At 70.5% G+C, this 13,973-nt stretch carries 12 protein-coding genes; 3 read left to right on the top strand and 9 right to left on the bottom strand.

Translation table 11 applies throughout. The features are described 5' to 3' along the window. Nucleotides 1-15: 15 nt before the first annotated feature. The 4 genes from ABT009_RS00840 to ABT009_RS00825 form a co-directional block, all read right to left on the bottom strand. The gene (locus tag ABT009_RS00840; RefSeq protein WP_351287920.1) at nt 16-615 is read right to left on the bottom strand and encodes an SMI1/KNR4 family protein; all 600 of its coding nucleotides are present in this window, start codon (nt 613-615) and stop codon (nt 16-18) included. A gap of 44 nt (nt 616-659) precedes the next feature. After that, the gene (locus tag ABT009_RS00835) at nt 660-1,133 is read right to left on the bottom strand and encodes a cupin domain-containing protein (RefSeq protein WP_351287917.1); all 474 of its coding nucleotides are present in this window, start codon (nt 1,131-1,133) and stop codon (nt 660-662) included. Nucleotides 1,134-1,299: 166 nt separating this feature from the next. Next, nucleotides 1,300-2,892, bottom strand: coding sequence for a MauE/DoxX family redox-associated membrane protein (locus tag ABT009_RS00830; protein ID WP_351288577.1), 1,593 nt, complete (start codon nt 2,890-2,892; stop codon nt 1,300-1,302). Nucleotides 2,893-3,065: 173 nt separating this feature from the next. After that, a complete protein-coding gene (locus ABT009_RS00825; protein ID WP_351287915.1) occupies nt 3,066-3,887 on the bottom strand; it encodes an alpha/beta fold hydrolase in 822 nt (273 codons plus the stop codon). Nucleotides 3,888-3,967: 80 nt separating this feature from the next. On the opposite strand from ABT009_RS00825, the gene ABT009_RS00820 reads away from it, so the two are divergent. Further along, complete coding sequence (locus tag ABT009_RS00820; protein ID WP_351287912.1) at nt 3,968-4,282, top strand: hypothetical protein; 315 nt, start codon at nt 3,968-3,970, stop codon at nt 4,280-4,282. Nucleotides 4,283-4,352: 70 nt separating this feature from the next. On the opposite strand, the gene ABT009_RS00815 is transcribed toward ABT009_RS00820, so the two are convergent. Further along, nucleotides 4,353-5,666 (bottom strand): DUF445 domain-containing protein, encoded by a 1,314-nt coding sequence (locus ABT009_RS00815; protein WP_351288575.1) that lies wholly within the window; start codon nt 5,664-5,666, stop codon nt 4,353-4,355. 385 nt (nt 5,667-6,051) lie between these two features. Between ABT009_RS00815 and ABT009_RS00810 the strand changes: the two genes are divergently transcribed. Further along, on the top strand, nt 6,052-7,392 hold the full coding sequence (locus ABT009_RS00810; protein ID WP_351287909.1) for an SGNH/GDSL hydrolase family protein: 1,341 nt from the start codon (nt 6,052-6,054) through the stop codon (nt 7,390-7,392). A 30-nt stretch (nt 7,393-7,422) separates the two neighbouring features. Here the strand turns inward: ABT009_RS00810 and ABT009_RS00805 are convergent, their stop codons facing one another. From ABT009_RS00805 to ABT009_RS00790, 4 genes are all read right to left on the bottom strand, one after another. Then, nucleotides 7,423-8,334 (bottom strand): DUF1707 SHOCT-like domain-containing protein, encoded by a 912-nt coding sequence (locus ABT009_RS00805; protein ID WP_351287906.1) that lies wholly within the window; start codon nt 8,332-8,334, stop codon nt 7,423-7,425. A gap of 10 nt (nt 8,335-8,344) precedes the next feature. Continuing rightward, the gene (locus ABT009_RS00800; RefSeq protein ID WP_351288573.1) at nt 8,345-9,340 is read right to left on the bottom strand and encodes an ABC transporter ATP-binding protein; all 996 of its coding nucleotides are present in this window, start codon (nt 9,338-9,340) and stop codon (nt 8,345-8,347) included. A 30-nt stretch (nt 9,341-9,370) separates the two neighbouring features. Beyond that, nucleotides 9,371-10,204 carry an ABC transporter permease gene (locus ABT009_RS00795; protein ID WP_351288571.1) on the bottom strand — a complete coding sequence of 278 codons (834 nt, stop codon included), beginning with the start codon at nt 10,202-10,204 and terminating at the stop codon, nt 9,371-9,373. 76 nt (nt 10,205-10,280) lie between these two features. Further along, entirely contained in the window at nt 10,281-11,090 is an 810-nt protein-coding gene (locus ABT009_RS00790) for an ABC transporter permease (protein ID WP_351287903.1), read from the bottom strand. A gap of 229 nt (nt 11,091-11,319) precedes the next feature. On the opposite strand from ABT009_RS00790, the gene ABT009_RS00785 reads away from it, so the two are divergent. Further along, a complete protein-coding gene (locus tag ABT009_RS00785) occupies nt 11,320-13,866 on the top strand; it encodes a transglycosylase domain-containing protein (RefSeq protein WP_351287900.1) in 2,547 nt (848 codons plus the stop codon). Nucleotides 13,867-13,973: the final 107 nt, after the last annotated feature.

Raw genomic sequence — 13,973 nt, 5'->3', positions numbered from 1 at the left:
CGGCTCCTGAAGCTGCTAATACCAGGGCTTCCCCGTAGAGGGGTCCAGGTCGGCATCCACACGCCGTTTCTGCTCGCGCCAGTTGATGAAGGAGTGCTCCTCCGGAAGGACGACGCTGATCGTCTCCTCCTGGAATTCCTCATCGGTAAGCAGTCGGCGTAGGAACTCCGCCATCCCGAAAGGGTGGATCTGGAAGGTCGGATCCGTGTGCCGCCCGTAGATCAGCACGGGCCATCGGTCAGGAACGTCGTCCGTGGTCAGCCAGCAATAGATGTCGGCTCCGCTGGTGACGCCCCAGGCCAGGATGGAGTCGGGGTCCACGTCGAGGGCGGGGCCCCGTCTGCCGCCGAGCATCTTCCAGGTGTCACGGGCGTTCAGGGTCTCGTTCCGTAGGCCGCTCCCGTCCGAATAGGAATCGGGCAGCGGAACGGGCAGCAGTATTCCGATTTCCTCGCTGAGCTGCCCTGCCCCGTACGTCTCCATGAAGGCGACGTAGTCGGCCGGAAACCGGGTCCCCCAGATCTCCTCGAGCTCACTCCAATCGATCTGCTCGGCCACTCCTTGCGTCGTGGGCACGACCTCCGCCAGCGCCGCTATCTCAGCGTTCCCGCCCACTGCCGCTCCTTCATGCATGGATCTGGGTGCTCACCGCGGCGACCTTACGCCCCGCGGGGGAACGGCGGCGGCCCGAGGATCTCGTAGCCGTGCCGTTGGGAGGCCTCGGCGATCCGCGGGATGTTCGCCTCAATCAGCGGTACGTCGGCCAGATCGGCGGCGAAGTGCTCGAAGCCGGACGGGGTGGTGAGCTGGAGCACCTCCGCGGTCTCGGACGTCACGAGGAAGGAGTGCGGTACCTCCCGTGGCAGGAAGACGAAACCGCCGGCGCCGACCTCCCACTGGTCGCTTCCGCACACGACCCGCAGGCTCCCGGAGAGCAGATAGAACGCTTCGTCCTCACTGTGGTGAACGTGCAGTGGTGGTCCGAAGCCCCTCTCCGCCGCCTGCTGGAGCAGCGTGTAAGCGCCACCGGTCTCCTCGCCGCCGACGAGCATGCGCACCGGCGTGCCGAGGAAGCCGCTCGGGCCGCCTCGACCTTCCCCTGCGCTCAACGCGTAGCCCTTGTCGGCGCCCATGACTCCCCCTCGATCCAGTCACTTGCGGCCGACTCCAGCCTCCCCGACATTCAACTGATTCACGGGTGAACCGGGAAATCAGGTCGCATTCTTCCGGTTACGGTTGGCTCGCCGCCCTATACGTCAGTGTGGCTTCGGGTCCATGGATGCCGCCCCACGTAGGCCCTCACGTCCGCGGCGTACCGCTCGGACACGCCTCCGGAAACGTGACCGGAAGACCGATCTTCTTCATGGCGCTCTGGTACTCGGCCACGCCCGGCAGCTGCTGGGTTGCCGCGGACCAGATCACCGTGGTGCAGGTGCGGGTGTCGCAGTTGCCGCCGAACGTCAGGAAGTTCTCGCTCTCCACCGACTTGCACTGGCACAGTGCCCGTTGGGGGTTCTTCGGATCGATCTGGCAGACCACGTCGAGGCAGTTGCCCCATAGCCCGCGGTTCGGGCAGGTCATGGCGTGCGTACGGCTGGTGGTGTTCTGCACCGAGAAATTGGAGAACAGTCTGTCGCCGACCGGTGCGCGCTCGGCGCATGAGGTGAGACCGGCGGAGTACCCGTCCTTGACCTCGCAGCGGCAGATGACGATGCCTGGATCGGTGGGCGACTGCTCGCATGCAGCCGAGGTGCACAGTGCGTAGCGCTGTTCGCACAACCATGTGTCGCCCTCCTTGAGCTCCTTCGGCCGACCGGACCCGGTGGGGGTCGGACTGCCTCCGGAGGGGGCGGCGCCCGTGACGTTGCGGGCCGCCGCGCAGGCCGAGGCGAAAGCGGGGACGAGCGTGGCCGACGCGAAGAGCACCGCCCTCCGGGCGATCGTCGACCTGCCGCGAGGCTTCAGCGCCTTGGCGACCAGTTCGCCGATCTCCGTCGCACCGAGCGCCGGCGTGGCCACGACGATGCCCTCGGCGTCGATCAGTACGGCGCTGGGCGTGGCCGTGACTCCGTAGGCCGCAAGCACTCTCCGGTCGGGGTCCGCCAGCAGCCGTCTCGGCCCGGGCCCGGAGTCGCCTGCGCCGACCGGGGCCAGGGCCGCCGGCCGCGAACCCCCGCTCACGACGGCAATGGTCAAGCGCTCGCCGTGGCTGTCCTGCCACCGGGCCACCTCGGGCAGCAATGCGCTGCAGACGCCGCAAGCGTGGTCGCTGAAGACGAGGAGAAGCGGCCGGCGCCCCGTCAGCAGGCGCTCCGGCGTCCACGTCTGCCCGCCCTCGTCCGGCAGCGAGAAGACGGGTGCGGGCCTGCCCGGCCGTACCCTCCTGATGCGGTGCGTCCGCAGGCCGACCCGTCCGGCCAGTCCGGTTCGTCCGGCCAGTACCGCCCAGGCCGCCGACACGGCGACCGCGGCAATCGCGAAGAGCCAGGCGAAGTGACCGTCAGCGGCAACGAATCCCGCGAAGGTTGCGAGGAGCCCGTTGCGCGCGACGGTCGACCACCCGACCGGAGCCGCCTGCAGCCCACCGAAGCAGTGGCAGGCGGGGGTCCGCCCGCGGGACACGTTGAGAGCGATGGCAGTGCTGAAGACCATCAGCAGTACGAGGGCCGCCAGCGCACCTCCACGAGCCCACGGGTGTACCGCCAGAGCCACCGCGGTAGCGAATTCGCACGCCACGAGAAGCCAACCCAGGGGCGCCGCGGCCCTGCCCGGCAGGCCGAAGTCGGCGATCGCCCGGCGAATCCCACCCCGATCGGTCAGCTTGGCGACCGCGGCAACTGCGAAGACTGCGGCCAGTGCCATCGCTGCCACGCGGTCCACGTCCATACCCATACCGCTCACCCCACATCGCTCTCCGCACCTTCGACATGGGGACACAGGGCCGCCCAACGGGCCGCCCCACGACGCGGCGCCCGCGACTCACTCCTACCGACCCTCGTACGGGAACAGCCCCCGGGCCTTCCAACAGCACCCGGTTGGCCCTTCAACACCGGCCAAGAGGCCCCTCAACGGCGGCCAGTTGGGCCTTCGACACCGGCCAGGAAGTCCGCAGCCGCCGCGTGCAGCCGGGCCGGCTGGTCCAGATGTACGTCGTGGGCCGCCTCCGGGATGACCGCGAGCTGCGTCGTTCCGGGGCGACGGGCGGGCATCTCCGCCGTCTCCGCCTCCGGCATCGTGCCGTTCGAGCCCCGTACGACGAGCGTCGGGCAGCGGACCCGCTCCCACTGGTCCCAGTACGCGTGCGTGGCGAGCTCGGCAACGGCGGCGACCATGACGTCGCGGTCCACGCGCGCGTGCCAGCCGTCGGGGCGCTCGTCCAGGCCCCTCGCCCAGGCCTCGTTGCCGAAGAACTGCTCGGCCTCGGCGAGGGACTTGAAGGGGGTCGGCCAGCCGTCCAGCCAGTCGCCTATCTGCGTGGGGAGTTCCGGGTTCGGGCCGCCCGGGCCCGCCTCGACCAGGATCAGGGCGTGCACCAGGTCCGGGTGCGCGGCCGCGGTGAGCAGAGCCGTGTGGCCGCCCAGGGATTGGCCCAGCAGGGTCACCGGGGCGAGGTCCAGTGCGCGGATCACGGCCACCGCGTCCCGTACGCACGCCGCTCGCGTCATGTCCGGTGGGCGGCGCGTGCTGGCTCCGTGGCCTCGGGCGTCGTACGCCACCACCCGGTGGCCGTCGGCGAGCAGCAGCTCCGCGAGCGCGTCCCACTCCCCCATGTGCCCGGCCAGGCCGTGCAAGAGCAGGATCGGTGGGCTGCCCGGTTCGCCTCTGCCGCCGCGACCGCCGCGGTCCCGGTACGCGAGCCGGACCCCCTCACGCTCGACGTGGTCCATCGTCGGTGTCCCCCCTTACGAACCGCCGCCTGGCCCCGAGTTAGCCTGCAGAAACAGACCGACAGGCAAGGAGACAGGTCATGGCGAAGGTACAGAAGGTACCGTCCGCGGTCGTGGCGGCGAGTGGGCTCATCGGCGGTTACGGCGTCGCCCGGTGGACCAAGAAGCGTCAGCTCGGCGGGGCCGTGCTCGCCGTGGCCGGGGCCGCCGCCGCGCAGCAGTGGCGGCGGGAGGCCGGGGGCAAGGCCGCCGGAGCGCTCACCGCCGCGTACCTCGCCGCCTTCGCCGGTTCCCATCCGCTGGCCAAGAAGATGGGCGCCTGGCCCGCCGTGTTCTCCGTCGCGGGTGGCGTCGCGCTCGCCTCCTGGGCGATCGCCGACCGTCGCGCCTCGTAGTCGGCTCCGACCGCCGCGTAGGCCGGTACGCCGCGTAGCCCAGCACGTCTGATGGGCGACGGGCCACGGCCTACGCCCCGAACACCCGCGAAACCGTATAGATCAACAACCCGGCCAGCGAACCCACCACCGTGCCGTTGATCCGGATGAACTGCAGGTCGCGGCCGATGTGGGCCTCGATCTTCTTCGAGGTGTGCTCGGCGTCCCAGCCGGCGACCGTGTCGGTGATGAGGGACGTGATCTCGTCGCGGTACGTCGTGACCACGTACACCGCGGCGCCCTCGACCCAGCCGTCGACCTTGCTCTGCAGGCGTCCGTCGACGGCCATCCGGGCGCCGAGCGAGAGCAGCGAGGCCCGCACCCGCAGGCGCAGCTCGCTGCGCTCGTCCTCCGCCGCGGCGACGATCATGGAGCGGACGGCGGACCAGGCGGACGCGATGAGGTCCTGGACCTCGCCGCGGCCGAGGACCTCGCGCTTCAGGTACTCGACGCGCGCCCGCGTGTCCGTGTCGGACTGCAGGTCGACGGCGAAGTCGGCGAGGAAGCGGTCGACGGCGCCGCGCGCGGGGTGCTCGGGCATGTCGCGCATCTCGGTGACGAAGCGCATCAGCTCCTTGTAGACCCGCTCGCCGACCTTCTTGTCGACGAACCGCGGGGTCCAGCCGGGGGCGCCGCCCTGCACCGCGTCCATGACGGAGTCGGCGTGCTCCACGAGCCAGTCGTGGGAACGTACGCACACCAGGTCGACGACCCGTTTGTGGCCGCCGTCGGCGACGATCTTCTCCAGCATCTTGCCAAGGCCGGGCGCGATCTCCTGGGCGTCGGCCCGCCGGTTGATCGCCTCGCCGACCACGGCCTGGACGTCGGAGTCGCGCAGGACGGTCAGGGCGCCGCGCAGCGCAGCGGCCAGCTCCGCGGTGACGCGGTCGGCGTGCGAGGGCTCGGCGAGCCAGGCACCGAGGCGGCCGCCGATGCCCACGGCGCGCAGCCGTTTTCGTACGACGTCCTTGGACAGGAAGTTGTCGCCGACGAACTCGCCGAGCGAGACGCCCAGCTGGTCCTTCTTCGTGGGGATGATCGCGGTGTGCGGGATGGGCAGGCCGAGGGGGCGGCGGAAGAGCGCGGTGACCGCGAACCAGTCGGCCAGGGCACCGACCATGCCGGCCTCCGCGGCCGCAGCGACATAGCCGGTCCACGGGCCGGCGCCGGCACTCCGCGCCCACGTCGCCAGGACGTAGATGAGCGCGACGAGCAGCAGGAGGCCGCTCGCGGTGGCCTTCATACGGCGCACGCCGCGCTGCTTCTCCTCGTCGGCGGCGCTGTAGGTGAACCCTTCGGGGGACACCTCGTGTGAGGGTCCCCTGTCACGGGCATGCTGCCCCATGCCTGCACCTACGTCCGCTTCATCCGCTTTCGTACGTTCCATCCGATCCACCGGCCCGTTCGACCTTTCGCCGTCGCCGCCGTTGTCGCCGTTGTCGCCGTTGTCGCCGTTGTCGCCGTTCTCGTCGGCGTCACCGCCGTCGCCGTCCCCCGTACGCATTGTCCCTTCCCGCTCCCTTCTGTGCCCTTCTCGCCCCTCGCGCCGGCCCGCCCACGCCGTGTGCTCCAACGCACTCCTTTCACTGACCGACTCCCGGAACGCTCCATGAGTTCCCGGCGTCTGAGAGGTCGGGGGGTGCCCTCTGCTGCCCTCCACCCCATGCCTCATCATGGGGAATCCAAGATCGGAGCCTCGGGCTCCCTTTGCCCGAGGAGAAACGCACCGCATGACCAAGCGTCATGGTTATGCCTTGCTCGCCGCGATCGTCGCGGTGGTCGTGGTGGTCTCGTCCGCCATATATTTCGGCGTCTCACGCGCCGACACCAGCTCCCAGGACACCCTGGCCGGGCCCCGGAACCCCCAGAACTCCGCGGCCCCTGCCTCCGCCGGCACCTGGGTCGGCTCCTGGGCCACCTCGCCCGCGGCCGCCGAGCCCGGCACGGAGCAGGAGGGGCTCGCGGGCCACTCCGTCCGCAACGTCGTCCACACCAGCGTCGGCGGCACCAGCGCTCGCATCACGCTGTCGAACCTGTACGGACAGCAGCCGCTCGACATCACGCACGCCTCCATCGCCGTGGCCGCCGCGCCCAGCAACGCGACGGCCGCGGCCGGCACGCTGCGGCGGCTGACGTTCTCCGGCAACACCTCGGTGGTGATCCCGGCGGGGCAGCAGGTGGTGAGCGACGCGGTACGCATGGAGGTACCGCACGACGCGGACATGCTCGTCACGACGTACTCGCCGACGCCGTCAGGACCGGTCACGTACCACCCGCAGGCGCGCCAGATCTCGTACGTCGCGGAGGGCGACCGGACCGAGGACGTGAGCGGGGCCGCGTACACCGAGCAGAGCCCGTACTGGCGGTACCTGACCGCGCTGGACGTGCTGAGCCACGAGTCGACGGGCACCGTCGTCGTCGTCGGCGACTCGCTCACCGACGGGGTGACGTCCACGTTCGGGGCCAACCATCGGTGGACCGACGTCCTCGCGGACCGGCTCCGCGACGAGTCCGGCGCGCCGCGCTACAGCGTCGTCAACGAGGGAATCAGCGGCAACCGCATCCTCGCCGACGGGCTGGGGCAGCGCGCCGTCGGGCAGAAGCGGACAGCGGACAACCCGAGCGGGCTGTCGCGGTTCGACCGCGACGTGCTCAGCCGCACGGGCGTCAAGGCCGTCGTCATCGCGCTCGGCGTCAACGACATCCTGCGGACCCCGCATCAGACCGATCCCGACAAGATCACGGAAGGGCTGCGGGAGCTGACCCGGCAGGCGCACAGCCGGGGGCTGCGGGTCATCGGGGCGACGCTGATGCCGTTCCAGGGGCACCGGGGGTATCTGCCCGGTCTGGAGACCGTCCGGCAGGCCGTCAACGCGCAGATCCGCTCAGGCCGCGTGTTCGACGAGTTCGTGGACTTCGACAAGGCCCTGCAGGACCCGTACAACCCGCGCAGGCTGCGGCCCGAGTACGACTCGGGGGACCACCTCCACCCGAGCGATGCGGGGTACCGGCGGATGGCCGAGACGTTCAATCTCGCCCATCTGAAGGGGTCGGCGCCCGCGGAGCTGTGACCCGCCCCGGGCCGAGGCGCTCCGGAGCTGTCAGTCCCAGTCCCTGCGGCGCCGCTCCTCGCGTTCCTCGCGGCGGGCCCTCCGGCGTTCGCGGTGCTCCTCGTGCCGCTCGCGGCGCTCGTCGCGCAGGTCGCGCCTCAGGTCGCGGTGCCCATCGAGCATCTTGCGGTGAGCATCCTCCACGTCGTCACGGAACGACGTGTGCAACTCCCTGAGGGCCTCCTTGCGCTCAAGCTTCTCCCGGCGCCGCTCCTCCTTGAGGCGCTGTTTCTCCGCTCGGGTGATCTTGCGTTCGACGCCGACGCCGCCCCAGAAGGCGAGACCCGTCACGATGACGCGCGGTGCGCCGGGCTCGCCCGGCACGCCCTCCTCTCGGTGGTCGAAGCCGCCCATGATGCCGATGCCGCGTACGACGACCTCGACGCCGGGTGGTACGACGACGTTCATGCCGCCCATGATCGCGATGCAGTTGATGACGACCTCGCGCTCGGCGAACCGCGCCTCACGCAGGTCGATCTCGCCGCCACCCCAGAACGCGAACGACGTGAAGCGCCGCGGCACGGTCCACTGCCCCTTGCGCTGGAAGCCCGCCATGATCGCCACGCCCCACGAGGACGTGCCCTCGCCGCCGATCCGCGAGGCCCAGCCACCCGTCTGCGCAGGCGAGTCGGCGGACGGCTTCACGAGGGGCACGGCGACCGAGCCGGCGGGCAGGTCGCGGGTGAGGGGCACCAACTCCCCGTACGTACGGGCGTTGTAGGTGGCCTCCAGCCGCTCCTCGAACTCCGCCATGTCGAGGCGGCCCTCGGCCAGCGCATCCCTGAGGTGTTCGGCGACCCGCTCGCGGTCGGTGTCGGAGGCTCGCAGATCGGGCTCGGAGACTCGCAGATCAGGGTCCTCGGGTCCCGGGTTCGCCCCGGGAGAAGGCACAGCGTCCGTCATACGGAGCAGCCTACGAGTTCTCGGCCTGCGGTTGCAGGAGGTCGCCCCCACTTGCGTACATGTTTGCGATGACGGCCTCGATGTCGGGCTCCCGCACGGACAGGTCCACCAGCGGATACTCCGCCGCGATACGTGCCACCAGGGGCGCCGCCGACTCCGATGTGGGGAACGCCAGCCACTGCCGCGGCCCTTCGACCCTCACGACGCGCGCGAGCGGGCCGATGTCGACCGGCGGCAGTTCACGGGCCAGATCCACGACGAGGGTCCGCTCGCTCTCCCCCACCTCGTGCAGCCCGGACAGCGCACCGTCGTACATCAGCCGCCCGTGGTCGATGACCATCACGCGCTTGCACAGCTGCTCGATGTCGGTCAGATCGTGGGTGGTGAGCAGCACGGTCGTGCCGCGCTCGGCGTTCAACTCGCGCAGGAACTCCCGTACTTTCGCCTTGCTGACCACGTCCAGGCCGATGGTCGGCTCGTCGAGGTAGAGCACGTCCGGGTCGTGGAGCAGGGCGGCGGCGATGTCGCCGCGCATGCGCTGACCGAGGGACAGCTGCCGTACCGGGACGTCCAACAGGTCGCGCATCTCAAGAAGTTCGACGCAGCGGTCGAGGTTGGCGCGGTAACGGGCGTCGGGGATGCGGTACATGCGGTGCATCAGCCGGTACGAGTCGATCAGCGGCAGGTCCCACCACAGGGTTGTGCGCTGCCCGAACACGACGCCGATGTGCTGCGCGAGCCGCGTGCGCTCACGCGAGGGGTCGATACCCGCGACGCGCAGGCGGCCGCCGCTCGGCGTCAGAATCCCGGTGAGCATCTTGATCGTCGTCGACTTTCCGGCGCCGTTCGGCCCGATGTAGCCGACCATCTCACCGCGCGCCACCGTGAAGGAGATCGAGTCGACGGCGCGCACCTGGTGTTTCTCGCGGCGCAGGAAGCCGGTTCTGCGCCATACGTCGAAGACCTTCTCCACGCCGTCCAGGCGGATGAACTCGTCGTCGCTCATGTCGCTCACGTCGCTGCTGTCGATCACGGCTCAGCTCCCTGTACTGCGGTACGAACGAAGTCCCGCGCGCCATGCCGCCCCGGCCCCGGCGCAGCACGCGGCGGCCACCAGCGGCGGCGCGAACGCCAGCCACTGCGGCAGGTCCAGCGGGTAGGGCCGCCCCAGCACGTACAGCGCGGGCAGCCAGTTGACGAAGGCCAGCGGCAGCACGAAGGTGACGCCGCGCACCAGCTCCTTGCCGAAGACGGTCGGCGGGTACCGCAGGAGCGTGTTTCCGCCGTACGTGAAGGAGTTCTGCACCTGGGAGGCGTCCTGCGCGACGAACTGGAAGGCCGCGCCCGCCACGAACACGGCCGCGAAGATGGCGGCCCCGCTGAGCAGCATCAGCGGGATCATCAGCACCTTCAGCGGCGTCCAGGCGATGTCGAGGACGGCCAGCGCGTACCCGAGGACCAGCAGACCCTGGGTGAGCCGCCCGAGGCGGCGCAGCGCGAAGCGGTCTGCGGCGATCTGCGCGAGCACCGGCGCCGGACGCACCAGCAGGGTGTCCAGCGTGCCGTCGCGCACCCGCTGCCCCAGCTGCTCGATCGACCCGAACCCCAGGTCGGCGAGGCCGAGGGCGATGCCCGCGGTGCCGTAGAGGAGGGCGACCTCAGGCAGGGTGTAGCCGCCGATCACGTCGACCTGCGAGAACATCAGCAGGATCGCGGCGAAGTCCAGTGCGGTGACCGCGAAGTCCGTGACCACGGTCATCGCGAACGACGCGCGGTACGCCATCGTGGAGCGGATCCACATCCCGGCGATCATCCGGTAGGCACGCAGCCCGTCCCTGAGCCGTGGACCGTCCTGGCCGATTCCGCCCATCGGCCGACCCGGAGCGTTCGTACGCAGCCCGTCCGTCGTACGCAGCCCGTCCGTGAGCCGCGAACCGGCAGGAAGCTCAGCCACCCTGCACCACCACCCGCCTCATCGCCGCCGACTGCACCAGCCGCCCGGCCGCCAGCAGCGCCACCGCCCAGGCCCCCTGGAACGCGTACGTCTCCAGCAGCCCGACGCCGGTGCGCTCGCCGAGGAGGACATCGGCGGGCTTCTGCAGCAGCGCCGACCACGGGAGCGCCCGCGCGATCTCGCCGATTGCGCCCGGGAAGACGTTCAGCGGCAGCAGCATCCCGGAGAAGAAGATCCCGGTCAGCGACGCCATCTGCACCACGCCCGCGCCGTCCATCAGCCAGAACGCGGACAGCGCCACCAGGTAGCGGATCGCGAAACTGACGACCACTCCGAGCGCGACGGCGACCAGGAAGGCCAGCCAGGTCAGCGGGTCCGAGGGAACCGCCAGTTCGAACAGGAGCGCACCGAACGCCATCGGCACGAAGCCGCGGCCGAGCAGCTGGAACGCGGCCCGCCCCATATCGCTCGCCAGCCACCACGCCTGCAGATCGGCCGGCCGGTACAGATCGATGGCGATGTCGCCCGTACGGATCCGCCCGATCAGCTCCACCTCCATGCCGCGGTCCATCGCGGCCACCGCCGCGTGCAGCCCCTGACAGAGCCACACATAAGTGAGGGCCTGCGCCTGGTCGTACCCGCCGAGTTCCGGCCGCTCGTCCCACAGCGCGACGTAGGTGTACGCCAGGATCACGCCGAAGACGGTGTTGGTGAACACCCCGGCAGCCGTGGCCACTCGGTACGTCGCGTACCGCCGGAACGCGCTCACCGCGACGGCCGTGTACAACCGCCCTTTCCCCACGAAGAACCTCCCCCGACTGCCGCGCCCGCCCGGCGGCCGACCGGCCTCCGCCCAGCCCGTTCCAGGTGTTCCGGGCCAAAGTGCAAGAGCCTAACGGGCATACGCGGGTGCCTGCCACTTGATTACGGCGCGCGGTGCGCGCCACCCCTCAGCGCGGAACTCATGATGCGAAAGTGTGCAAAGGAGTATGCAAGGGGGCGTACGACTCGAAACAGGAGTACCGCACAAAATGAGCGACGAGCCGCAGCAGAGCAAAGGAGGCTGGGCGCCGCGGGACGCCGGGCCCAAGGCGCCCGGGGCCCCGGCCACGGGCCCGACCCCGGGCACCGGCGCGGCCCTGGTTCTGGGCGGTGCGTCCGGCCGGCTCGGGCCCGCCGCCGCGGGCACCCCCGGCAAGCTGCAGGAGGGGGCGCCGAAGCCCGGCGGCCCCCGGCAGCCGAAGCGCACCGGCTGGCGCCGGGCCGTCCCCACCTGGCGCACGGTCATCGGCAGCTGCCTCGGACTGGCACTGCTCTGCATCGGCGCCTTCGCCGCCGGCTACCTGCTCGTCCAGATCCCGCCGGCGAACGCGGCCGCGGTCGCGCAGAGCAACGTCTACCTGTACTCCGACGGCTCCCCGCTCGCCCGCGACGGCGATGTCAACCGCGAGAACGTGGCGCTCGCGAGCATCCCCAAGACGGTGCAGCACGCCGTTCTCGCCGCCGAGGACCGGGACTTCTACTCGGAGCCCGCGGTCGATCCCGCGGCGATGATCCGCGGCGCCTGGAACACCCTCATCGGCAAGGGCAAGCAGTCCGGCTCCACCATCACCCAGCAGTACGTGAAGAACTACTACCTGGGCCAGGAGCAGACGGTCACCCGGAAGGTGAAGGAGTTCTTCATCTCGATCAAACTGGCCCGCGAGGCGAGCAAGGACCGGATCCTCGAGGGCTATCTGAACACCAGTTACTTCGGCCGCAACGCCTACGGCATCCAGGCCGCCGCCCAGGCCTACTACGGCGTCGACGTGGAGCACCTCGACACCGGGCAGGGCGCCTACCTGGCGACCCTCCTCAACGCGCCGAGCGCCTACGACGTCGTGGCGCACCCCCAGAACATGAACAGGGCCATCGCCCGCTGGAACTACGTCCTCGACGGCATGGTCAAGGAGAACTGGCTCACCCCCGCCGAGCGCACCACGATGCACTTCCCCGTCCCCCACGAGGCGAAGCCCGCCGCCGCGATGTCCGGACAGCGCGGCTACATCGTGCAGGCCGTCAACGACTACCTCATCAGCCACAAGATTCTCGACGAGGACGCCCTGGAGTCCGTCGGCGGCTACCGGATCACGACCACGATCGAGAAGAAGGAGCAGCAGGCCTTCGTCGACGCCGTGGACGACCAGGTGATGTCCCAGGTCAGCAAGGACAGCCGGCCCGTGGACGGCAATGTCCGCGTGGGCGGCGCGTCCGTCGACCCCGACACCGGCAAGGTCATCGCGATGTACGGCGGCATCGACTACACACAGCAGTACGTCAACAACGCGACGCGCCGCGACTACCAGGTCGGCTCGACCTTCAAGCCGTTCGTCTTCACGGCGGCCGTCGAGAACGGGTCGAGGACCCAGGACGGCCGCCCCATCACCCCGAACACGATCTACGACGGCGACAGCAAGCGCCGCGTGGAGGGCTGGCACGGCACGCCCTACGCCCCCGAGAACGAGGACAAGACCGACTACGGCCCCATCAGCGTGCGCGACGCCACCGACAACTCCGTCAACGCCGTCTACGCACAGATGGCCGCCGACGTCGGCCCGGACAGGGTGAAGTCGACCGCCGTCCACCTCGGCGTCCCCCAGGACACCCCCGATCTGAGCGCCTCGCCGTCCATCGCGCTGGGCACGGCCACCGCCAGCGTCCTCGACATGGCGCAGGCGTACGCGACCCTCGCCAACCACGGCAGATACGGCGCGGCCACGCTGGTCGAGAAGGTCACCAGGCAGGGCGAGTCCGTCGGCCTGCCCAAACAGCACACCCAGCAGGCCGTCAGCCGCGAGTCCGCCGACACGACGACCTACATGCTGCAGAGCGTCGTCGAGGACGGCACCGGCGCCGCCGCCCAGGCGGCCGGGCGCCCCGCCGCCGGCAAGACGGGCACCGCGGAGAACGACACCGCGGCATGGTTCGCCGGCTACACACCCGATCTCGCCACGGTCGTCGTCGTCATGGGCCAGAACCCGGTCACGGGCGAACACACCCCCCTGTACGGAGCGCTCGGCGAGTCGCGGATCAACGGCGGGGACTACCCGGCCCGCATCTGGGCGCAGTACACGGAGGCCGCCCTCGCCGGCCGGGACGTCCAGGACTTCGACCTGCAGCTGGCCGAGGGCGCCGACGAACCCGACCCCTTCGAGGACTGGGCCGAGGAGGAGTGGTACCGGCGCCACAGAGGACTCCCCGGATCTCAGCCCAGCAAGAAGCCGGGAGCGAAGCCGAGCAAGAAACCGGGCGCCAAGCAGAGCGGTAAGCCGGGAGACAAGCAGGGCGACAAGCAGGGCCGCACGCAGGAGAGTCCGGGGCAGACCGGCGGCCGTACCCAGGGACCGGCTCAGGGTGCGCCCCAGCCGGGCCCGACGCAGGGTGCCGGAGAGGAACGGCCTCCTGGACTGACCGGAGGGGACCGGCCCCAGAGTCCCCGCCAGCCCCAGGGCGGCACCGGTGACATCCGGCCCCAGGCGCCGCCCGCAGGCGGCACGACGGTCGTCCCGCAGGGCCAGGCCACTCCGGGGCGGGGCTGAGGACGAGCCGCCGCCCGGTGATACGGCGGCTCATACGTAAGGCCTGGTGACCGGGGAGGTCACCAGGCCTTACGGCGTCATGGTCGAAGGCGCGTCATGGCACAAGC

This window comes from Streptomyces sp. NPDC002896, from assembly GCF_040295225.1.
In the GTDB taxonomy this organism is placed as follows: Bacteria; Actinomycetota; Actinomycetes; order Streptomycetales; family Streptomycetaceae; genus Streptomyces.
Note: the sequence above shows the minus strand (reverse complement) of the source record. Positions and strands in the feature narration are given on the sequence as shown.